Genomic DNA, 21,098 nt, shown 5'->3' on the forward strand with positions numbered 1-21,098 from the left:
CCGTCAGTGCCTGGGTGTTGCCCCATTCCGCCATTCCCAGAGCACGTTCGCGATGGCCCAGCCTTCATGATGGGCTGCCAGGTGGATGTAGGCCGTCCACGGGCCCAGGTCCAGCCGAGCACTCCCGCTGCGGCCCTGGATGTCCAGGATCTTCACGTCTCCCTCGGGGAACTGGCCCCTGACCGCCCTTCCGAGCACCGACTGGACACCAATGAGCCGCTGGAGGGCCTCCCGGCTGGAAGCGGCCTCCATCCCCAGGATGTGCTTGGCCAGCGAGGGGTGGAGGCAGGCGTACATCGCCTCCGTGTTCCCCTCGAGCCAGGCCGCGGCCCACTGCTTGACCACGGAGGCGATGCCCTCCGTCCGCGGAGCGGGCCTGAGTGAAAGCGCCGCAGGGACGGGCGTGGAGTCCTCGGGCGCCTCGGTCATGCCCAAGGTCCCGACAAGCAGCAAGGATGATTTCAAAGCGCCCCGTGGCATGGTGTCCTCCGGTTGACGGAATAGACCCGCATCCCAACGATGAGGTTGAGTCCCATTTGGTTCCCGAAACCGATCCCGGGTCAGCCGTTCACGTGGGCCATGGTGGCTTCCGGGTAGCGCGGGCCGGCGGCCGCTCCTTTGGGCGCCACCGCCTCGATCTGGACCAGTTCCACGGGCGTGAGGGCGATCTCCAGGGCCGCCAGGTTCTCATCCAGGTGGCTGCGCCGGGTGGTGCCCGGGATGGGCACGATGTCCCTTCCCTGGGCCAGCACCCAGGCCAGAGCCAGCTGGGAGGCCTTCACGCCCTTTTGGTGCGCGAGCCCCTCGATCTTCGCCACCAGGTCCAGGTTCTTCTGGAAGTTGTCCCCCTGAAAGCGGGGTGCGTTGCGGCGGTAGTCCCCTTCCGGGAGATCCTCCAGCGTGCGGAAGCGGGCCGTGAGGAAGCCCCGGCCCAGCGGGCTGTAGGCCACGAAGGAGATACCCAGATCCCGCGTGGTGGGGAGGATCTCGTCCTCGGGATCCCGGGTCCAAAGGGAATACTCGGTCTGAAGGGCGGTGATGGGGTGGACCGCGTGAGCGCGGCGGATGGTGGCTGGCGCGGCCTCCGACAGGCCGAGGAACCGCACCTTGCCGGCCTTCACGAGGTCAGCCATGGCTCCGACAGTCTCCTCGATGGGCACGGTGCGATCCACCCGGTGCTGGTAGTAGAGGTCGATGTGGTCCACGCCCAGGCGGCGCAGGGACGCGTCGCAGCAGGCGCGGACGTAGTCGGGTCGGCCGCTCACGCCGCGGAAGCTGCCGTCCTCGCCCCGCACATTGCCGAACTTGGTGGCCAGCACCACCTGGTCCCGCCGGTCCTTGATGGCCCGGCCCACCAGTTCCTCGTTCGTGAAGGGGCCGTACATGTCGGCGGAATCGAGGAAGTTGAGGCCACAGTCCAGCGCGTGGTGGATGGTGGCCACGGATTCCGCTTCCGTGGCGCCCTTGTAGAACTCGCTCATGCCCATGCAGCCGAGGCCGAGGGCAGAGACGGTCAGATCGGAGCGGCCGAGGGTTCGGGTCTTCATGGGGACCTCCGGGGGTGGGTGCGGATTCTTGCGGGGCTATTATCCGCCTGTGCGGGGTGGGGGAACCATCGGGCAGACTCGAACTGGCGCGTGGCTGGCCACGCCCGCGGACGCTGCGCAGGCCCCACTGGGGCCTTGCTCGCTGCGGGCTACCTGGCCGCCACTGCTTCTCGGCAGTCCGAGTCTGCAGGCTGCGGTGGGCGTACGAAAACACCGGAGCCGATCGGCTCCGGTGTTCTTGGTGGTGGCTGGAGGCAGACTCGAACTGCCGACCTAGGGATTATGAGACCCTCGCTCTAACCACCTGAGCTACCCAGCCATGAAGGAGCAGTGTAGCGCGAGGGTGGGCTTGCGTCTACGCCAGATCGTCCACGAGCACCACGATGAGGCGCTTGGGGCCGTGGACGCCGTAGGCGAGGGTCTGCTCGATGTCGGCGGTCTTGCTGGGGCCGGAGATCATCAGCGCATTGGGGGGCAGGGACCGGCCCCAGCTCAGGGCCTTCACGGCGGACCAGAAGGTGTCGTGGATGGTGGAGGCGCGAAGCAGGGCAATGTGGATGGGCGGCACCAGGGACATGAGCCGCGGCTCGGCGGGGCCGGGCATCAGCAGGAGGCCTCCCGTCTCCGCCACACCGCCCACGGTGCCCGTGAAACCGGCATCCACGCCGTTGAACAACTCCTCCTTGAAGGCTTCCACAGGGCGGTCATAGGGCCTCAGCGTCGGCCCACCGGCGGGCCAGGCGGCGGCCAGGGCGGCGCCGGCCTCGCTGGCGGGACCGTAGAGCAGGTTCTTGAGGCCCTCGCGCTCGCAGAAGGCGCGGACGACAGCCGGCCAGTCCGCAGGAGTGGCCTCCAGGAACTCCGTGTGGACCGCTTCCATGCCCTTGCGCAGCTGGGCGGGACGCTGGGCCGCGGGCCACTGCCGACGCTCGAGCACGGCGGTGTCCAGCTCGGGCAGGGGGCCGGAATCGCCAGAGGCGCGGAGGCGGCCGAGGATGGCGGTGCGGGGATCACTCATGGGGGACTCCCTCGGCGCGCATGCGCTCGCTCAGCGAACGGCGGGCCGGAACGGGTTTGGTGCGGGACTGGGTCCAGTTCTTGATCAGGGGCGCATTGGCGGGTAGGGCCTTCCCGAAGCGCGTGGCGAACCAGGTGGCCAGCCGGTACAGGCCCGGACGCTTGATCACGCCGGCCCAGAGGCGCCAGGCCCAGTCCTCGGTGGCCGTGCGACCCGTGCCCTTGCCAGCCACCTTCGAGCCCAGGTCCTCGTGGGTCGCTTCCCGGCGCAGGCGCACCAGGATCTCGGGAATGGGGATCTCCACCGGGCAGACCTCGCCGCAGGCGCCGCAGAGGCTCGAACCGTGGATGAGGTCGTGGCGGACGCCCACACCCTCCATCTGCGGCGTAAGGATCTTGCCGATGGGACCAGGGTAGATGGCCTCGTAGGCGTGGCCGCCCACGCGGGTGTAGACGGGGCAGTGGTTCATGCAGGCGCCGCAGCGGATGCAGCGCAGGGTGGCCCGCAGCTGGGGATCGGCGTAGATCCGCGACCGGCCGTTGTCCAGGATGACCAGATGGACTTCCTGCGGTCCATCCTTCTCATCCGCGCCGCGGGGGCCGGAGATGAGGTTGAAGTAGGTGCTCACGGCCTGGCCCGTGGCCGACCGGGTGAGGATCGAGTAGAGCGGGGCCACATCCTCGAGTCGCGCCACCACCTTCTCCAGGCCCATGACGGCGATGTGGATGGGCGGCACGTGGGTACTCATTCGGCCGTTGCCCTCGTTCTCCACCAGGCAGAGGGTCCCGGTCTCGGCCACGGCGAAGTTCACACCGGAGAGGCCGGCGTCGGCGTTCAAGAACTTCTCGCGCAGCACCTTGCGGGCCATGGCGGTGAGCTCGTCCACGTCCTCGGTGTACTTGGCGTCCTTGATCTTCTGGCTGAACTGCCGGGCGATCTGGTCCTTGTTCTTGTGGATGGCCGGCATGATGATGTGGCTCGGCGTCTCGCCATCCAGCTGGATGATGTACTCGCCCAGGTCGGACTCCAGCGCCTCGATGCCGTGCTTCTCCAGGAAGGCATTGAGGTGCATCTCCTCGGAGACCATGCTCTTGCCCTTGACCATGGTCTTGGCGCCGCGGGCCTCGAGCAGCCCGAGGATCAACTCGTTGGCCTGCCCGCAGGTTTCGGCCCAGTGCACCTTGATGCCGTTCTTCGTGCAGCTGGCCTCCAGCTGTTCCAGGAGCTCCGGAAGGCAGAGGAGGCTGCGCGAGCGGATGGCCGTGCTGAGGTCGCGCAGGTCCTGCAGATCCCGCGGATCGGGGAACTGGGCCTTGCGCTTGGTGATGAGGCCGTCCATGGCGCGACGGAAGTTGGCCCGGAGCTGGGGATCCTGCAGGGCCTTGGCGGCGGCATCCCTGAAATGGATTTCGTTCTCAGCGTGCACGGGTGCGCTCCCACAGGAATTCGGCGATGTGCTGGACCTTGAGCTCGCTGCGCTTGGCTTCCAGCGCGCCGTTCACGTTCATCAGGCAGCCGCCGTCCGTGGACAGGACAACGGAAGCCCCCGTGGCGGTGGCATCGGCGATCTTGTCCGCGACCATGGCCCCGGAGACTTCCGGGTGGCGCACGGAGAAGGTGCCGCCGAAGCCGCAGCACTCGTATTCCCGGGCGAGGGGCGCCAGTTCCACGTTCGCAAGCTGGCCGATGAGGGCCTGGGGTTCGCCCTTCAGGCCCAGGTCACGCACGGCATGACAGGAGCTGTGCCAGGTGACCTTCACCGGCTCGCCCAGATCCTTGAGCCTCACGTCCAGCACATCCACCAGGAACTGGGTCAGCTCGTAGACACGGGCGCTGAAGGCGCGGACCTTGGCCTCGTCCGGCTGGCCGTGGAACAGCTCCGGGTAGTGGACCTTCATCATGCCCGCGCAGCTGCCGGAGGGCAGAATGACGGGCAGGTCTTCGGGGAAGAGGGCCACCTGGGTGCGGGCCACGTCCCGGGCCTCCTCGAAGTAGCCGCAGTTGAAGGCGGGCTGGCCGCAGCAGGTCTGGCCGTCGGGGAAGACGACCTCCACGCCGGCCCGGCGAAGGAGCTGGATGCCGGCCATGCCGGCATCGGGGAAGAAGAGGTCCACGAGGCAGGTTCCGTAGAAGTAGACCTTCTTGGGCTTGGTACCGTTCACTTGGAGGCCTCCGGTCGGGTGGCGGATTCGAGAAGGTACAGGAAGCTACGATACACCTGGCCTGTGGAACGGGTCATGCCCACCTCGCAGGTGCGGCTGCTGGCGTAGTAGCCGTCGAAGGTCTGCGCCTTCACCTCCCGCGCCTCGTGCTTGGTGGCCGAGGCCGTCAGCTCCGCATGGGTGAAGCCGCGGTCTCCGGCGAAGCCGCAGCAGCCGGCATCACGAGGCACAAGCACCTTGTCGGCGCAGGCCTTGGCCACGCCCTCCAGCTTGGGCAGGAGGTTCATCTTGGTGATGGAGCAGACTGGGTGGAGGACCACGGAGTCGACCTTCTTCGAGACGCGCAGGCGGGGCAGCAGCACGTCATTGGCGAAGGAGGGGCTGTCGAGGATCTTCAGCTTGTCGAACTTCGCCTGGTTCTCGGGCGTGAGGTAGCCGCGGCTGGTGAGCACACCGTAGGTGCAGGGGCTGGTGTCCATGACGATGGCCAGGCGGCCCTGCTGGCTCCACTCCCAGAACTTCTCGATGGTGCGGTTGATCGTGTAGCGGTGGGCCTCGTCATAGCCTTTGGAACTGAAGGGCACGCCGCAGCAGGTCCCTTCCACATCGTAGGGAATGTGGACCGGGTAGCCGGCCCGCTGGGATACCTTCACCAGGGCTTCCACCAGGCTCATCTCCTCGGGCTCGCCGGGCAGGTGGCCCATCATGCGGGAGAGGCAGGCGGGGAAGTAGATGGCCTGCGCCCCTTCCAGGGAGGTGGAGGGCAGGGGCGCCTTCGCGGGCTTGGGCATCTCCGGGCTCCACTGGTGGGAGGCGCCGAAGGCCTTCATGGTCCGGGTGATGAAGGGCATGGCCTTGGGGCCGAAGATGTTCTGCACCATGTGGCCGGTGCGGAGCGCCAGGCGCATGGCCGGCTCCACCGTGGCGAAGTGGCGGGCCACGGAGAGGGCGATCTTCTGGGCCCGGCGGCTGTGGCTGGCGCGGCGGAAGCGCTTGGTGAGCTGGCCGGTGTCGATGCCCACGGGGCAGGCCGTGGCGCAGAGGCCGTCGGTGGCGCAGGTTTCCAGCGCCATGTATGGGAAGGCCTCCTGCAGGGAGGAAAGCAGGGTGGGGTTCTCGCGGTTGCCCTCCAGGCGGGCCATCTCGCGGCGCACGACGATGCGCTGCCGGGGCGTGAGGGTGAGCTCGCGACTGGGGCACTTGGGTTCGCAGTAGCCGCACTCGATGCACTTGTCGACTTCCTCCTCCACGCCGGGCATGGGCTTGAGGTTCGACAGGTGGCAGTGGGGATCGGCGTTGAGGATGACCCCGGGGTTCAGGAGCCGCGCAGGATCCACCAGGTCCTTCAGGCGCTCCATGACGGCCTTGGCCTCGGGGCCCCACTCGGCCTCCACGAAGGGTGCCATGTTGCGGCCGGTGCCGTGCTCGGCCTTGAGCGCGCCGTCGTACTTTTTGACCACCAGTTCCACCACGTCGTCGATGAGGGCGGAGTAGCGGTCCACGGCGGCCTGGTCGTTGAAGGACTGGGTGATGACGAAGTGCAGGTTGCCGTCCTTGGCGTGGCCGAAGAGGATGGCCTCGTCATAGCGGTGCTTCGCGAAGAGCTTCGTGAGGTCCACCGCGGCATCCGCCAGTTTCTCGATGGGGAAGGCCACGTCCTCGATGAGCACCGTGGTGCCGCGCTGGCGGACCGCCCCCACGGAGGGGAAGGTGCCCGAGCGGATTTTCCACATGAGGGCCTGCTCCACGGGATCGTGGGTGAAGCGGGCGGGCTCGAGCAGCGTCAGGTGGGCGGCGGCGTCCAGAGCCAGGCGCTCCAGCTCGGCCCGGGCGGACTCGTCCTTGCCCTGGAACTCCACCAGCAGCGCGGCCGCGCCTTCGGGCAGCGTCTTGATGCTGGCGGGTGTGCCGGCCTGGTTCTCCACGGAGCGCAGCGAGGCGCGGTCCAGCAGCTCCAGGGCCGCGGCGCCGGCGTCGCGCAGGGGGACGATGGCCGCGCAGGCGGCATGCAGGTCGGGGAAGATCAGGAAGCCCGTCACCTTGACCGGGAGATCGGGGACGGTGTTCAGCACGGCCTCGGCGATGAAGGCCAGGGTGCCCTCGGAACCCACCAGCACATTCCGGAAGATGTCCACGGGCCGGTCGAAGTCGATGAAGGCGTTCAGCGAGTAGCCGGTGGTGTTCTTCATCCGGTACTTGGCCCGGATGCGCTCGGCCAGGGGGCGGTTCGCCTCGATCTCGGCCTTGAGCTTGAGCAGGCCCTCGGCCAGGGCAGGCTCAGCCTCGCGGAAGCGCTGGTCAGCATCGGGTGCGGCCGTGTCGATCACGGTGCCGGAGGGGAGCACGAAGGTCAGGGACTCCAGCGTGTGGTAGGCGTTCTGCACCACGCCGCAGCACATGCCGCTGGAGTTGTTGTTGAGGATGCCGCCCACGGTGCAGGTGTTGATGGACGCCGGGTCGGGGCCCATTTTCGAGCGATAGGCCCGCAGGGCATGGTTCACGTGGGCACCGATGACGCCGGGCTGCACCTTCACCTTGGCGCCGCTTTCCAGCACCTGGATGCCTCGCCAGTTGCGGGCCACCTCCACCAGGATGCCGTCCGAGACGGACTGGCCGGAGAGGCTGGTGCCCGCCGCCCGGAACGTCATGGGAGTGCGGGTTTCGTGGCTGACGCGGAACAGGGACTTGACCTCTTCCACATCGGCCGCGAAGACCACCGCCTTGGGGATGAGGCGGTAGAAGCTCGCATCGGCTGCGAAGGCGATCAGGTCCACGGGACGATCGAGCACACGGTCCGGCCCGACGATGGAGACGAGGGAATCCCTCAGGGAAGTGGCAGTGGCGGTACTCATGAGAAACATCCTCTGATCGGGACATCGCGGAAAAAGGTCCCGCCGGCCTGCTGGGCGCGGCGGGACCCGGGTCTTACGTCAAGATGCCGCCCGGCCTACTTGGCAGGGGCAGGGGCGGGCAGGGTGGTCGGAGCGGCCGGGGCGGCTGGAGCAGCCGAGGTCACGGCGGCAGGGGCCGGAGCCAGCTGGGGCATCCAGTTGGCGGGCAGGACCTTGGCGTATAGGAAGATCACGGCGCCGACCATGGCCGCCAGAGCCAGGCTGTGGAAGAACACGTAGCGGAGGATGGTGCCTTCCTCGCCCTGCTGGTTCGTGGCGACGGAGGCCACCACAAGGCTCTGGGCGTCGATCATCTTGCCCATGACGCCGCCCGTGGTGTTGGCCGCGGCGGTGAGGATGGGATTCAGGCCCAGCTGCTGGGCGGTGATCTTCTGGAGGCCGCCGAACAGCACGTTGGAGGAGGTGTCGCTGCCCGTCAGGGCCACGCCCAGCCAGCCCAGCATGGCGCTGAAGAAGGGGAAGAGCACGCCGGTGCTGGCGAAGGCCAGGCCCATGGTGGCGTCCAGGCCCGCGGCCTTGGAGGTGAAGCCCAGGGCCAGCATGGCGGCGATGGTGAGCAGCGAGATCTTCACGCGGGCGACCGTCTTGCCGAAGATCTTGACCAGCTCCATGGGGCCGAACCCGGCCAGCAGGCCGCTGCAGATGCCGGCCAGCAGGAGGCTGGTGCCCGTGAGGGAGAGCCAGTTGAAGGTCCAGACGGCGGGCTCCTTGTGGACCTTGGCCACGACGGGGGGAGCCTTCTGGACGTTGTTGTGGAGCAGGGGGATCTCGAAGTTCTTGACGGTGTAGCCGGCGAGGAAGTTCGGCTTGTCCTTGGGGCCGCCGTTGAGGAAGGTCTTCACCTGCGGGGTGCCCCAGGCGAACACGAACAGGGACAGGAACACCCAGGGCATCCAGGCCTTCACGACCTTGCCGGTGTTGTGGCTCGGGCCGGACTCGTGGGCCTCCTCGCGCTCGTGCTCATAGCGCCAGATGGTCTTGGGCTGCCACACCTTGAGGAACAGGACCAGGGCGACCATGGAAACGATGGCGCCGATGATGTCCACCAGCCAGGGACCGTGGAAGTTGCTCACCAGGAACTGCGTGATGGCGAAGCTGCCGCCTGCCACGAGGCAGGCCGGCCAGACTTCCATCATCGCCTTGCGGCCCGCCATGGTCCAAATGATCCAGAAGGGCACGATGAGGGAGAAGATGGGTAGGATGCGGCCCGCAGCGGCGCTCAGCATCTCGAGCGGCAGGCCGGTCACGCCGGCGAGGGCCAGGAGCGGGCTGCCCAGGGCACCGTAGGCCACGGGGGCCGTGTTGCCGATGAGCGCGATACCCGCGGCCTGGAGGGGACGGAAGCCCAGGCCGATCAGCATGGCGGCCGAGATCGCCACGGGCGTGCCGAAGCCCGCCGCGCCTTCGATGAAGGCGCCGAAGCTGAAGGCGATCAGCAGGGCCTGGATGCGGCGGTCCGCCGCCAGACCGGCAATGGAGTGCTTCACCACCTCGAAATCGCCGGACTTCACCGTGATGTCGTAGATGAAGATGGCGTTGAGCACGATCCAGCCGATGGGCAGCAGGCCGTAGAGAGCGCCGTGCACCGCGGCCATGCCCGCCATGCCGGCCGGCATCCTGTAGACGAGGACGGCCACCACGTAACAGGTGACCAGGCCCAGGATGGCCGAATAGTGGGCCTTCACGTGCTTGGCGAGGAAGCCCAGCAACACGAAGACCGGCAACGCGGCCACCAGCGCGGAAAGGAAGATATTCCCCGCTACCGGGGAATAGACTTGGGTCCAGGGGGTCATGAAGCCTCCAGGGATGGGGGGGTAGGAGATGAAAAGGTAGAGTTTTGGAAAAGAGCCTGGCAGAAGCCTACAATGGGTCTAGTGGTCAGACCATACGCAAGAATCCGGTTTTTGGTCACATTTCGCATCTCATTCGCTTTTCGTCACTTAGGATGTTATGAGTATGGAACTTACCCCGATCAAGACCAAACGCCTCTACGAAGAGATCGTGGACCAGATCAAGCACCTCATCGCCGAGGGGAAGCTGAAGCCTGGCGACAAGCTGCTCGCCGAGCGGGACCTCGCCGACCGGTTCCAGGTCAGCCGGGCCTCCGTTCGCGAGGCCATCCGGACGCTGGAGATGCTCGGCATCATCGACATCCGGCCCGGCGAGGGCACCTTCGTCCGGGGCACCGAGACCGACGACATCATCCGCCCCTTGGCCATGTTCCTGGCGGTGGAGCGCAACTCGCTCCTGGACATGTTCGAGATGCGCCGGATCTTCGAGACCGCCACGGCCAGCTTGGCCGCCCAGCGGGCCACGTTCGAAGAGCTCGACCAGATCGAGTCCATGCTGGCGAACATGCGGGAGCGGCTCAACCTCCAGGATTCGGAGAAGGGCGAGGAGTTCGACGCCGCCTTCCACTACGCGGTGGCCGAGGCCACTCACAACAGCCTTCTGACCAAGCTCTTCAAGACGGTGTCGGAGGAGTTCGCCAAGGCCAACTCCGTGGCGCGCCGCCAGCTGTACCAGGACAACGTCCAGAACGCGCAGAGGATCATCGACCAGCACTCGGAGATCCTGCAGGCCATCCGTTCGGGCTCGCCCCAGAAGGCCTCGGAAGCCATGCTGGCGCACCTGAACTTCGCGGAAGGCGAATTGCGGAAGTGGATCGTCTGAGCCCGACGCTTCCTGCGCGAGCCGCGAGAGCGGCACGCGCAGATGGTGGCCCCGGTGGGGTTCGAACCCACGACCAAGCGGTTATGAGCCGCCAGCTCTGACCGCTGAGCTACAGGGCCGGGGCCAGTGTAGCAAACACGGAGACAGCCCATCGGCGGCATCGGCCGCGAAGGGAAGGGGCGCGGGCCGGGACATGAGGATGGAGAATGACTGGTAGCATGAACCCTTTGTTCACCATGCCATCGGAGCCGGAACCGTGAAGGATCAGAATCACGCGACAGGGGCCCAGGAAGCCGGACAGGCGGTGCTTGAGGCCGCTCAGGCCGCCCTCAAGGAATTGCGGGATACATGGGATCCCGTCCAGGTGGATGACTGGTGCGGTAGCGTGTTGTCCCGCTCCGGCCGGGTGGTGCTCACCGGCATGGGCAAGTCCGGGCTCGTCGCCCAAAAGGTTGCCGCCACCCTGGCCTCCACGGGATGCCCGAGCCTGTTCCTGCATCCGGCAGAAGCCCTGCACGGAGATCTCGGGATGGTGACCCGGGATGATTCTGTGCTGGCCCTGTCCAACAGCGGGGAGAGTGAAGAACTCGTCCGGCTGCTGCCAAGCCTCCTCCGCCTGGGCACCCCGCTGGCGGCCATCACCGCCCGTCCCGAAAGCAGCCTGGGGCAGGCAGCTCATTGGACCTTCAGCTACCGGCTCCCTCAGGGTGAGGGATGCCCTCTGGATCTGGCCCCCATGGCCAGCACGACCCTCCAGCTGATCTGGGGAGACCTTCTGGCCGCCAGCCTTATGTCCCGTCGAGGATTCACCCGGGACAGCTTCGCCTTGAATCATCCCGCTGGAAGTCTGGGGGCGAAACTCATGAAGGTTAAGGCCTTGATGCATACGACCTGGCCGATGGTCCCGGCCTCGTCCGGGTTGACCGAGGTGCTGCGGGCCATGACGGGAGGACGGCTGGGGATGGCCAGCGTGATGGAGGGCCCTAAGCTCCTGGGTGTCATCACCGATGGGGACATCCGCCGCGCGCTGGAGGGAGCGGAGAAGGAAGGAAGGAACCCGCTCGACCTCCAGGCCGAGCAGATGATGAGCCGGACTCCCGCGATGATCGGGGAGGACGCTCTGGCCCTGGAAGCCGCCAGTGACATGGAGGCCCGGAAGATCACCTTTCTCATGGTGGGGAAGCCAGATCGCCCTGTCGGCCTCATCCACATCCATGACCTCCTGACAGCAAAGGTCTTGTGAGTTCCATCCCCGGTTTCCATGTTGGTTTTAAGGTTACATAATATACATTATCGAAAGCTAAATTTGGACCTCGAGTGCCTTCCGTTCTGACCCGATACATCTTGCGCCGCTGGGCGACCCCCTTCCTGGGGGCGCTGTTCTTCTATGGGTTCCTCCTGGTCTCGTGGGAGATGATCGCCATCTCGCGGGAGATCTTCTCCCAGGGCGCCCCCCTGCGCTGGATGTTCCCGCTTCTCCTCCTGTCCCTGCCGGAAACCTTCTCCATGGTCCTCCCCATGGCGGCCGTGCTCGGGGGGCTGCTGGGGACGCAGCAGATGATGGAGGGATCCGAACTCGTTGCAGCTCAAGGACTCGGCGCGGGGCGCCGGACCTGGTCCTTCCCCTGGCTGATCATGGCCTGCGGCCTCCTGGTGCTGGCTTCCGTCAACGCCCACGTCCTGGTGCCGGTCTCGGCGGGCCTCCAACAGACCCTGCGCCAGAAGATGTCCGAGGAGGCCAAGGCCAGGTTCCTTCGCCCCGGGAGCCCCCCCTGGCACCCCCCGGGTTCCCCGGATACCGCCATCTGGGTCTCGGAGAACGGCCAGATCCATCTGATGGAATCAACCCCCCAGGGCACGCAGCACATGACCGCGTCCCGGATGACCTACGCCCTTGAGAACACGCTGTCGGGGAATTCGGAAATCCGGCTCCACCTGTCGGACCTCCAGGGAGTGCTGTTCCAGTCGTCCGGGGATGGCAGTGTCATCCATCTGCGGCAGGAACAGCAGATCCTCCGGTTTGCCATACCCTCGGGCCCTCGCCTCCTCGCTCCGGTGCCGCTGAGGTACGAGTCCTCCAGGGCCCTGATGCAGATCCACCGGGACACTGCGGTTCCGGACGCCCAGCGCCAGCAGTCGGCCCTGGAGCTCAGTCGCCGACTCACCCTCCCGGTGGCCGGGATTGCCCTGCTGCTCATGGGCATCGCCTTGGGTTTCAGCCATCCGAGGTTCTACCGAGGAGGGGCCGTCCTCAAGAGCCTCGGCGTGATCCTCGTCTACTACCTGTTGATGAAATATTTTGAAAACATGATCTTGAGCGGGAAAGTTAAATCGATATATCCGACCCTGCTCCTGCCCTTCCTCTTCCTTGGCGCTGGCTGGCTGATCCTCAGCCATCGGCTTTCACCTCACCGGACCCGTCGGGGCATCCTCTCCCGATGGCTTCGTCCAGTCACCCGCGCCCTGCACCTGACTCCCTTGCATGCGCGCTGGTCGGCCGCAAAAACCTCAATCCTCCGCTGGATCCACGGCCAGGGGACGAGGCGCGGCATTTTTCGGCATTGGTCTACGTTGGCCTGGTGGCGCAACTGGGGGTTGACCCTGGGGAGCCTCCTGGCGCTGGACCTCCTCATCGAGTTCTCGAACCTTGCCGGAGACCTCTCGAAGAACAACATCCATCTATTTGTCTTCATTAAATACTGGGTGTGGAATCTTCCACCATTCCTGGAGGTTGCCTTCCCCATTTCCTTCCTCCTGGGCAGCATGCTCGCCCTCTCTGAAGCCGCGCTCAACCGGGAATGGCTGGCCATCCGCGCGGGCGGAGTCAGCTTGCTCCAGTGGATCTGGGCCAGTCGGTTCGCCTGGGGTGCGGTGGTCCTCGCCACCTTCCTCCTCCAGGCGGGCCTGGCGCCGCTGGCCAGGACCCAGGCCCGGGCCCTGTACCAGCAGATCCTGCAGCGGCCACGGGGATCTTCCTCATCCACGCCCTGGATGTACCTCGGCTCCACAGGAGTCCTGTGGCACCTGGCGCCGGAGGCCCGGTGGGGATTCCCCCTAAAGGCTCCGGGCGAGGCCCCCATCCTCCTTCGGTGGCAGCCCGGCGCCGAACGGTCGGAAGCTCTGGCTTGGGGGGGAGCCCATCTGGTGGCTGGTCCGGCCACCCAGGACCTCTTCCCGGACCGGGCCCTCCGGACGGCCCCTTCCGCAGCCGAGGCCTCGACCCTCGACCTGATCCAATGGCAGCGGTGGGCGCCGGATCCCGAGCGCTCGTACCTGCTGTGGAGCCGTCTCCTGGGCTGGCTGGCTGGGCCACTGCTCGTCCTGGCCATGCTCTCCTATACCTTCCCGGGCCCCCGTGGGGGTCGCGGTCAGGCCATCGGGGCCGGGCTGGTCAGTGGGCTCGTCTTTTTCGGCCTCCAGACGCTGTTCGGAGGCGCGGCTCGAGCCTCCGAAATGCCCGCCTATTGGGGGATTCTCGCCCCCTACCTCCTCCTGGGCGCCGGCGCCCTGCTCCGCGTGTCGAAGCTGCGGACCTGATGCTTTTCAGGGCCGGTTGATGCTTTTGAGAGCCGGTCTCATGGACGAGGCCCCGCGGGGGATGCGAGAATGGGAAAATGCATTCCACGCTTTTCCAAGTGGCGTGCTTGTTTTCTGCTGCTGAATTCGAAAGGAACCTTCTTGGGAATCCGATTGACCGCTGACCGACCGACGCCCCCCTCTCCCGACAACGGCCTGGCCGCCAGATACCGCCCGCTGTTGCTGCTGGCCGCCTGGTACCTCGGCCTCGGGTCGCTCCTCCGAGTGGCCCTCTGGTTGACGTCCGGTCGCGAAGCGCAGGTGTCCATCGCTTCCCTGCTCTGGGTCCTGCCGGCAGGGCTGGTTTCCGACGCCGTCCAGGCTCTCTATGTGCTCTTCCCCCTGGCCCTGTACCTGTGGCTCAAGGCTCCCGCCAAACCCGGGCGCGCCGGGGCACCCATCGCCTCCTCTGCCGCCACCTTCCTGTACGTGCTGGGCGGGCTCTTCCTTGCGGCCTGCGAGTTCTTCTTCTTCGAAGAGTTCAACTCCAGGTTCAACCTGGTTTCGGTGAACTACCTGATGTACCCGACGGAAGTGGCCGGGGACATCTGGTCGGAATACCCCGTCGTCAAGATCCTCCTCGCCTGCGCCGTGTTGGCGGCCATCGCCACATGGCGGCTGCGGAGCCACTGGTCGAAGGCACTGTCCACGCCCATGACCCTCAAGAAGCGCAGCTACGCCATGGCCCTCTATGGTGCCGCATTGGCGATCGCCATCACCTGGATCCCCGCCACCCTGGTCGCTGCTTCCCAGAACCGGGTCACCAACGAGCTGGCGGAGAACGGTCTGTCCACCTTCTTCCGGGCGCTCCGGACCAGCGAGATCGACTATCACGCCTACTACGCCACCCGACCCCGCGCCGAAAACCTGAAGCGGCTCACCTCCCAGCTGGCCATGGGGGGTGGGACCTTCACCCGGTTGTCTGAAGGCCGTCTGGATCGCCAGTTTCCGTCCCGCCCCGACGGCCTGGGGAAGCTGAACGTGATCCTCGTATCGAGTGAATCCTTCGGAGCCGAATTCAGTCACCTCTACGGATCATCCCGGGACTGGACGCCCGAGTTCGACCGTTTCGCCCAGAAGGGGCTCTGGTTCAGCCATGTGTACGCCACGGGAACCCGGACGGTCCGCGGCCTGGAGGCCCTGTCCACCTCCCTGCCCCCGGTTCCCACCGAATCGATCCTCCGGCGGCCCGGTCACGAAGGCATGGCCACCCTCGGATCCGTCCTCCGGGCCCAGGGCTACCAGACCGCCTTTCTGTACGGCGGCTACGGCTATTTCGACAACATGAACGCATTCTTCCAGAGCAACGGCTATGACGTCCTCGACCGGACCAGCCTGAAGACCAAACCCCGATTCGAGAACATCTGGGGGGTCTCGGACGAGGATCTGTTCGACATGGCCCTGTCCTACGCGGATCAGCAGTCGGCCAAGGGCGGCCCGTTCTTCATCCACATCATGAATACCTCCAACCACAAGCCCTTCACCTTCCGTCCCGGCCTGGAAGCCATCGGCGTGAAGGCCTCGGGAGGAGGCCGGGAGTCCGGCGTGCGCTACGCCGACTTCGCCCAGGGGCAGTTCCTCCGGGAGGCGGAAAAGCACCCGTGGTTCAAGGACACGCTCTTCATCGTCGTGGCGGATCATGGTGCCAGGGTCTACGGCCGCCAAGAGATCCCCCTTCGGACCTACGAAATCCCGCTGATGTTCTACTCGCCGGCCCACTTGTCCCCCAGGCGCTCGGATGGCCTCATGTCCCAGATCGACCTGGCCCCCACCCTGCTGGGCCTGCTTGGCCTGCCCTACACGGCGCCTTGGTTCGGCCAGGATGCGCTGAACACGCCGGAATCGGGACGGGTCCTGCTGTTCAATCACAACGATCACGTGGCCCTGATGAAGGATGGTCTCCTCACCGTCCTCGGCCTGCACGGCAGCAGGGTGTCGAAGATCTACGACTTCGAGAAGGACAGATACCTTCCCGCCCCATCGGGACAGGGGCATGACGACCTCACCGTGGCCTACTACCAAACCGCCTACGAGCTCTTCAAATCCAGGAATTACAACTGATCGCCGCCTTCCTGACCGCCTCGGGATCTGAATCGTGAGCTCACTGCTGTCCCGCGCTCAAGCGTCCCTCCAAGACCACCCCTCGCTCCGGCCTGGGAACAGGGTTCTTGCGGCCATGTCCGGCGGGGTCGACAGCTCGGTCATGGCCGCCCTGCTCCATCGGAGCGGCTACGAGGTCATCGGCATTTCCATGCAGCTCTTCGACAAGAAGACCACTCAAAGTTCAGATGGGAAATGCTGCACCCTTGATGACTTCCAGGATGCGCGCAGGGTGGCCTTCGAGATGGGGTTTGCCCACTACGTGATGGATTTCGAGACCCGGTTCAGAGATACGGTCATCGAGGGCTTCATCCAGAGCTATCTGGATGGTGAAACACCAAGCCCTTGCATTCGTTGCAATCAGCACCTCAAGTTCTCTGCGCTGATGGAGCGAGCCGATTCGCTGGGCGCTTCGTTCGTCGCCACAGGGCACTACGGGACCATCCGACTCGAGGATGGCCGCTGGCACCTGCGAAAGGCTTCCGATCCGGCCAAGGACCAGAGCTACTTCCTCTTCCATCACACCCAGGCCACCCTCGCACGGACTTTGTTCCCCTTGGCCCACCTGACCAAGCCTGAAGTTCGGAGTTTAGGTGCTGAATTGGGTCTACATCTGGCAGAAAAGGCCGAGAGCCAGGAGATCTGTTTCGTCACCCAGGACCGCTACGATGCCTTCCTTGAAGCAGAGGGCCGTGATCCAGGCCTGGGAGATGGGGACATCCGCCACCTCGACGGTCGCGTTCTTGGCCGGCATCACGGGTACTGGCGGCACACGGTGGGCCAGCGGCGGGGGCTGGGAATCGCCTTCGCCGAACCCCTGTACGTGGTCCGGGTCGAACCTGCCACGAACACCGTCTGGGTGGGCGGCGAGTCCGAGCTCTTCAGCCGGGAGTTGGTGGCCCATGAGCTGAGCTGGGTGGATGCCCCGCCCCGAGGCCCCTTGGTCTGCCAGGCGCGCATCCGCAGCCGGGCTCCCGAGGCTGATGCCCTCGTGATCCCCCTGCCGGATGGCCGGATGAAGGTCGTGTTCGACGAGCCCCAACGGGCCATCGCCCCGGGCCAGGCCGTGGTCTTCTACCGGGACGGGGACGTGCTGGGCGGTGGCTGGATCAGCGCCCGGCCAGAGTGAGACAGAGGGGTCACGGCCCGCCCAGGGTGTAGGCCACGCCTGGGTAGCTCACGAAGTGGTAGAGGTTGGCCTCCGCGGTCACCCCCAAGCCCAGGTCCCGGACCTGGATCTGGGGGGAGCTGATGGAGGTGCCGAAAGCCACGGGGTGCCCGACCGGAGCGGGCCGACCCAGGCTCCTGGCCGTTTCATCCAGGAGCAGAAGGCCGAAGGGTATGGAGAACCGACCACACCAGGGCATGCGGTACTGGTCGGGATCCTGCGGATTGACTACCGCCTCGTAGAAAGCCCGGGCCTTCGCCGGCGTCACCGACCCGGCCAGGGGCCCCTTCAGCAGCTGGCGGTCGCGCTCGACGGCCTCGGTGTAGGCCTGCACACCGCCGCTGCCGTGGGGTGTGTACTTGAAGTCCTCGCCGTAATGAATGCCGTCGGAGGAGATGACGATGGCCAGATCCCGCCCGAGCGTCCAGCCGCGTGCCCGCATGCTTTCCGCCAGAGCCCTGCCGAGGTGGGAGGCCAGCTCCTGGAACCGCTCGAAAGAGGCCGAAGGCAGGAGGATGGGCACGATCTCGACGCTCGGGTCCTGGTGTTTCAGCCAGTAGGCGATGGCCTCGACCGAGTGCTCGCTGTCCTGCATGGCCGCGTCCTGGAGGACATCCATGGCGGGAATCCGCTTCAGCAGGTCCTCCCGCAGGCCGGAGACAGGAATCTCGCCATCCGGGGAGCGCCAGACCCGGTAGGGGTCGAACACCAGGGCGTTCTTGGCGCCGAAGCGGCGGTATTTGTGGAAAACCCCCACCAGGACGACGGTCCTGGCCTTCACCAACGGGATCAGCCGGCGATATACGCGGCCGGCATAGAGGTAGTCGTCGTGGGGGCAGATGAGACCAGCCACCCCAGGGGGAGGCATGGGCCCGAGCGCTTCCGGGGCCGGCGGAAGAGCGGCCCGTTCCCACACCTTGGCCATCTGGTTCGGTGTCGAGGCAAACCCCACGGCGTCCTGCTGACCCCGGAGGTCTCCCTGGGAGGGAATGCCCATGGACTTCCTGACCTCATCCGCGGTGGGCCTCTGAAGGGCCACGGGAAGCGTGGAGAGCGAGGCCTGGGCGAAGCCCGGGTGGCATGCAAGGAGGCAGGCGCAGAAGAAGGCCGGGACGCGTTTCATGGATGGGATCTCCGGAACCACCGTAGCAGGCCCCGTCGCGCCATCCCTGCGACTTCGATTCCGATCGGGGCACGAAGAAGCCCCCTCGCGGGGGCTGGTTGGAGGCGCCGATCGGAATCCGGTTCCCGCCGCGCGGCTGGCTGCGCACGGCCCTGATCGCCCGGGGACGCCACATCGAGTGGCGTCCCCAGCGGGGCTTACCTGCGCGCCATCCGCGACTTCGATTCCGATCGACGCGAAAAAGCCCCCTTGCGGGGGCTGGTTGGAGGCGCCGATCGGAATCGAACCGATGAATACAGGATTTGCAGTCCCGGGCCTTACCACTTGGCTACGGCGCCTTGCGTTTGGTGCGATGAGGCTTCTGACATGATCCGGGCCGCTTGCGCGGCCCGGGTGGAGTGGAGCGGGTGATGGGATTTGAACCCACGACTTCAACCTTGGCAAGGTTGCACTCTACCACTGAGTTACACCCGCGTGAGACATCAAGACTAGCAATGGCGCGCGATACGGTCAACGGTCTTTTTCGGATCGGCAGGTAGGGCAGAGTCCGAACAGCATCAGCTGATGCCGGGTGATGCGGAATCCCGACAGGGTCTCGAGTTCGATCAGCGATTCGTCGAGACCGCACGCGTCCACTTCCACCGTGCGACCGCACCGCTCGCACTGGAGGTGGTGGTGATGCCGACGCGAGTCGCAGCGGACGAAGCGCATCACCTGGTCCGGGCCCATGATGCTCTCCGCCCAGCCTTCCTGCACGAAGCGTTCGAGGTTGCGGTACACCGTGGGCAGGCCCGAGCGGCGTTCCGGCATGCGCTCCCAGATCTCCTCCACCGTGAGCGGACGATCCGAATTCCGGAGGACCTGGAGGATCCCCTCGCGTTGAGGCGTCTGCCGCATGCCTGCGGCGCGCAGGGAAGGCGAGGGAACGGGGGCAGGGTCAGGCATGGTCCTAGGATGCCAGATTCGGGCATGCTGGACCCTATGCTCCAGCGCACATTGGGCCGGTTGGGCGCCCCGGACGCCAGCCAGCCGTTCCTTCCACTCGCCTTCCGGCTCTACGCCAGTTTCGGCCTGCTCGTGCTGCATCTCGCCCTGCCCGCCGAAGGGCGCGTCGTGGGCGCAGGCGAGGATCTGTATCTGACCTGCCTGGCCTTGCTGCTTCTCGAGTCGATCTGGGAGGCAAGCCTCGGCCTCCGTGCCCGGGACCAGATCTTCCCTACGCCCGCTCTGCCCTGGATCTGGTGGAACCTGGTGCTGGACTTGGCCCTGGTCACCCTGGTGATCGCGTACCAGGGGGTGGCCCATGAGCGCTTCTCCACCCTCTACATCTTCCCCGTGCTGGCCTCCGCCTTCTACCTGGGCACTTCGGAGATCGTTTGGGTGGGTGTCGTCTCATCCATCACCCACATCATCCTGGTGCTGGGCTTCACCTTCGGGCTGCTTCCGGCTTTCGGGTTGTCGGGCGAAACCACGGATCCCGATGGAACGCACCTGCCCTTCCTGCTCGGCATCGCCTCCTTGCAGATCTTCGCCACCACCTTGGTGGTGGTGCTCATCCGCCGCAATCTCGATCGCCTGCGCACAGACCTCAGCGCCAGCGAAGCCACCGTGGACGAGCTGTCGGCCCTGCACTTCCGGGTCGTGGAGTCCATGTCCTCCGGTCTCATCACGCTGGATCTGGATGGACGGATCACGTCGGCGAATCCCGCCGCGACCGCCATCCTGGGCCATCCCGTGCCCCTGGGCCGCCTTGTCCACGAGGTGCTTCCCCTGGCGCCACCCCTCCCAGCTCAGCACCGCTTTGAGGTGGCGCTTCCGGTGGCAGGTCGTCCTCCCCAGATCCTGGGTGGACATCTAACCTCCCTCCGGGCCCCCAACGGCCAGGAAACGGGCCAACTTCTGCTGTTCCAGGACCTGACGGAAATCAAGGCCCTCGAGGAGCGCACGCGGATCAGCGAGCGGCTCGCATCCATCGGGCAGCTGGCAGCCGGCCTCGCCCACGAGCTCAGGAACCCGCTGGCCTCCATCAGCGGATGCGTTCAGCTCCTGCGGCGACCGGAGGCTCCTGAGGATGTCAGGTCGCGCGTACTGGGCATCCTGGACCGGGAATCCCAGCGGGTGGGCGCCATCGTCTCGGGCTTCCTCGATCTCGCCCGGCCAGAAGCCGGCCCAGGCCAGGTACTCCCTCTCGGCAGGATTCTCGAAGAAGCCCGCGCGAGCTGGGAGATGGACCCCCGGACCGAAGGGCTCCCCCTGGACATGCCGGAGCCGGTGCCAGCGTTCATCCTTGCGGATCCGGTCGGGGTCCACCGGATGCTCATGAACCTCCTCAGCAACGCCCGCAAGGCCGTGAAAGGTGTACCGCGGCCCCAGGTCCGGCTCACCTCCAGCATTTCCGAGGGGCAGGTCCGGCTGGAAGTGGAAGACAACGGCTGCGGCATGGCCCCTGAGCAGCTGGATCGCCTGTTCGTGCCCTTCTCCGGCAGCTTCGAAGAGGGGTCGGGACTGGGCATGAGCCTGGTCTACAAGTTCACTGAGGCCATGGGATGGCGAATCGAAGTCCGGAGCCGCCCTGGAGCGGGCACCCGGGTCCGGATTTTCCTACCCGTGTGTCACCAAGCAGAGCCGTTGGCACAGCACAAGGATCAGGCGTAAACTTCCGGCAGCTTTCCGTCATCTAAATCAAGACACACCCTTGCAGGGTCCACTTGGCACCTGCCAAAGTGGTTCATCCCTTCTACGGCTTTTGGATCCTGCCATTGCGCAGGCACCGCCCGGCTTGAGAAGGAATGGCCACACGCCAATGCCTTTGACATGCC

Annotated in this window: 15 protein-coding genes and 4 tRNA genes; 6 read left to right on the top strand and 13 right to left on the bottom strand. The window is 66.1% G+C overall.

The window, feature by feature from the left end; translation table 11 throughout:
• Positions 1-3: 3 nt before the first annotated feature.
• The 8 genes from MLJ35_RS05135 to MLJ35_RS05170 all read right to left on the bottom strand — a co-directional run bounded on the left by MLJ35_RS05135 (position 4) and on the right by MLJ35_RS05170 (position 9,432).
• Positions 4-429 carry a nuclear transport factor 2 family protein gene (locus MLJ35_RS05135; protein ID WP_243383399.1) on the bottom strand — a complete coding sequence of 142 codons (426 nt, stop codon included), beginning with the start codon at positions 427-429 and terminating at the stop codon, positions 4-6.
• A gap of 131 nt (positions 430-560) precedes the next feature.
• Positions 561-1,547, bottom strand: coding sequence for an aldo/keto reductase (locus tag MLJ35_RS05140; RefSeq protein WP_243383400.1), 987 nt, complete (start codon positions 1,545-1,547; stop codon positions 561-563).
• A 242-nt stretch (positions 1,548-1,789) separates the two neighbouring features.
• Positions 1,790-1,866, bottom strand: a tRNA-Met gene (locus MLJ35_RS05145).
• Positions 1,867-1,902: 36 nt separating this feature from the next.
• The gene (locus tag MLJ35_RS05150) at positions 1,903-2,565 is read right to left on the bottom strand and encodes a LutC/YkgG family protein (protein ID WP_243383401.1); all 663 of its coding nucleotides are present in this window, start codon (positions 2,563-2,565) and stop codon (positions 1,903-1,905) included.
• On the bottom strand, positions 2,558-3,991 hold the full coding sequence (locus tag MLJ35_RS05155; RefSeq protein WP_243383402.1) for a LutB/LldF family L-lactate oxidation iron-sulfur protein: 1,434 nt from the start codon (positions 3,989-3,991) through the stop codon (positions 2,558-2,560). The genes MLJ35_RS05150 and MLJ35_RS05155 overlap by 8 nt, the downstream gene beginning before the upstream one ends.
• Positions 3,981-4,727, bottom strand: coding sequence for a (Fe-S)-binding protein (locus MLJ35_RS16105; protein WP_243383408.1), 747 nt, complete (start codon positions 4,725-4,727; stop codon positions 3,981-3,983). Before MLJ35_RS16105 ends, MLJ35_RS05155 begins: the two co-directional genes overlap by 11 nt.
• Complete coding sequence (locus MLJ35_RS05165) at positions 4,724-7,579, bottom strand: FAD-binding and (Fe-S)-binding domain-containing protein (RefSeq protein WP_243383410.1); 2,856 nt, start codon at positions 7,577-7,579, stop codon at positions 4,724-4,726. The genes MLJ35_RS16105 and MLJ35_RS05165 overlap by 4 nt, the downstream gene beginning before the upstream one ends.
• 95 nt (positions 7,580-7,674) lie before the next feature.
• On the bottom strand, positions 7,675-9,432 hold the full coding sequence (locus MLJ35_RS05170) for an L-lactate permease (RefSeq protein ID WP_243383412.1): 1,758 nt from the start codon (positions 9,430-9,432) through the stop codon (positions 7,675-7,677).
• Between the two features lie 163 nt (positions 9,433-9,595).
• On the opposite strand from MLJ35_RS05170, the gene MLJ35_RS05175 reads away from it, so the two are divergent.
• Positions 9,596-10,312, top strand: coding sequence for a FadR/GntR family transcriptional regulator (locus MLJ35_RS05175; protein ID WP_243293666.1), 717 nt, complete (start codon positions 9,596-9,598; stop codon positions 10,310-10,312).
• Between the two features lie 43 nt (positions 10,313-10,355).
• On the opposite strand, the gene MLJ35_RS05180 is transcribed toward MLJ35_RS05175, so the two are convergent.
• A tRNA-Ile gene (locus MLJ35_RS05180) sits at positions 10,356-10,431 on the bottom strand.
• A 137-nt stretch (positions 10,432-10,568) separates the two neighbouring features.
• On the opposite strand from MLJ35_RS05180, the gene MLJ35_RS05185 reads away from it, so the two are divergent.
• The 4 genes from MLJ35_RS05185 (at position 10,569) to mnmA (ending at position 17,117) form a co-directional block, all read left to right on the top strand.
• A complete protein-coding gene (locus tag MLJ35_RS05185) occupies positions 10,569-11,555 on the top strand; it encodes a KpsF/GutQ family sugar-phosphate isomerase (protein WP_243383414.1) in 987 nt (328 codons plus the stop codon).
• A 101-nt stretch (positions 11,556-11,656) separates the two neighbouring features.
• Entirely contained in the window at positions 11,657-13,849 is a 2,193-nt protein-coding gene (locus MLJ35_RS05190; RefSeq protein WP_243383416.1) for an LptF/LptG family permease, read from the top strand.
• A gap of 153 nt (positions 13,850-14,002) precedes the next feature.
• Complete coding sequence (locus MLJ35_RS05195) at positions 14,003-15,949, top strand: LTA synthase family protein (protein WP_243383417.1); 1,947 nt, start codon at positions 14,003-14,005, stop codon at positions 15,947-15,949.
• Between the two features lie 46 nt (positions 15,950-15,995).
• A complete protein-coding gene (gene mnmA / locus MLJ35_RS05200; protein WP_275976420.1) occupies positions 15,996-17,117 on the top strand; it encodes a tRNA 2-thiouridine(34) synthase MnmA in 1,122 nt (373 codons plus the stop codon).
• 10 nt (positions 17,118-17,127) lie between these two features.
• Here the strand turns inward: mnmA and amrB are convergent, their stop codons facing one another.
• The 4 genes from amrB to MLJ35_RS05220 all read right to left on the bottom strand — a co-directional run bounded on the left by amrB (position 17,128) and on the right by MLJ35_RS05220 (position 19,224).
• Positions 17,128-18,279: an AmmeMemoRadiSam system protein B gene (gene amrB, locus MLJ35_RS05205; RefSeq protein ID WP_243383432.1), complete on the bottom strand. Its 1,152-nt coding sequence runs from the start codon at positions 18,277-18,279 to the stop codon at positions 17,128-17,130.
• A 263-nt stretch (positions 18,280-18,542) separates the two neighbouring features.
• Positions 18,543-18,617 (bottom strand) — tRNA-Cys (locus tag MLJ35_RS05210).
• Positions 18,618-18,678: 61 nt separating this feature from the next.
• Positions 18,679-18,753: transfer RNA gene (locus MLJ35_RS05215), tRNA-Gly, on the bottom strand.
• A 36-nt stretch (positions 18,754-18,789) separates the two neighbouring features.
• Positions 18,790-19,224 (bottom strand): Fur family transcriptional regulator, encoded by a 435-nt coding sequence (locus MLJ35_RS05220; RefSeq protein WP_243293660.1) that lies wholly within the window; start codon positions 19,222-19,224, stop codon positions 18,790-18,792.
• Positions 19,225-19,248: 24 nt separating this feature from the next.
• Between MLJ35_RS05220 and MLJ35_RS05225 the strand changes: the two genes are divergently transcribed.
• Positions 19,249-20,934 carry a two-component system sensor histidine kinase NtrB gene (locus MLJ35_RS05225; RefSeq protein WP_243383433.1) on the top strand — a complete coding sequence of 562 codons (1,686 nt, stop codon included), beginning with the start codon at positions 19,249-19,251 and terminating at the stop codon, positions 20,932-20,934.
• The last annotated feature ends 164 nt before the right edge of the window (positions 20,935-21,098 follow it).

The sequence above is a fragment of the Geothrix alkalitolerans genome, from assembly GCF_022808885.1.
Classification (GTDB): Bacteria; Acidobacteriota; Holophagae; order Holophagales; family Holophagaceae; genus Geothrix; species Geothrix alkalitolerans.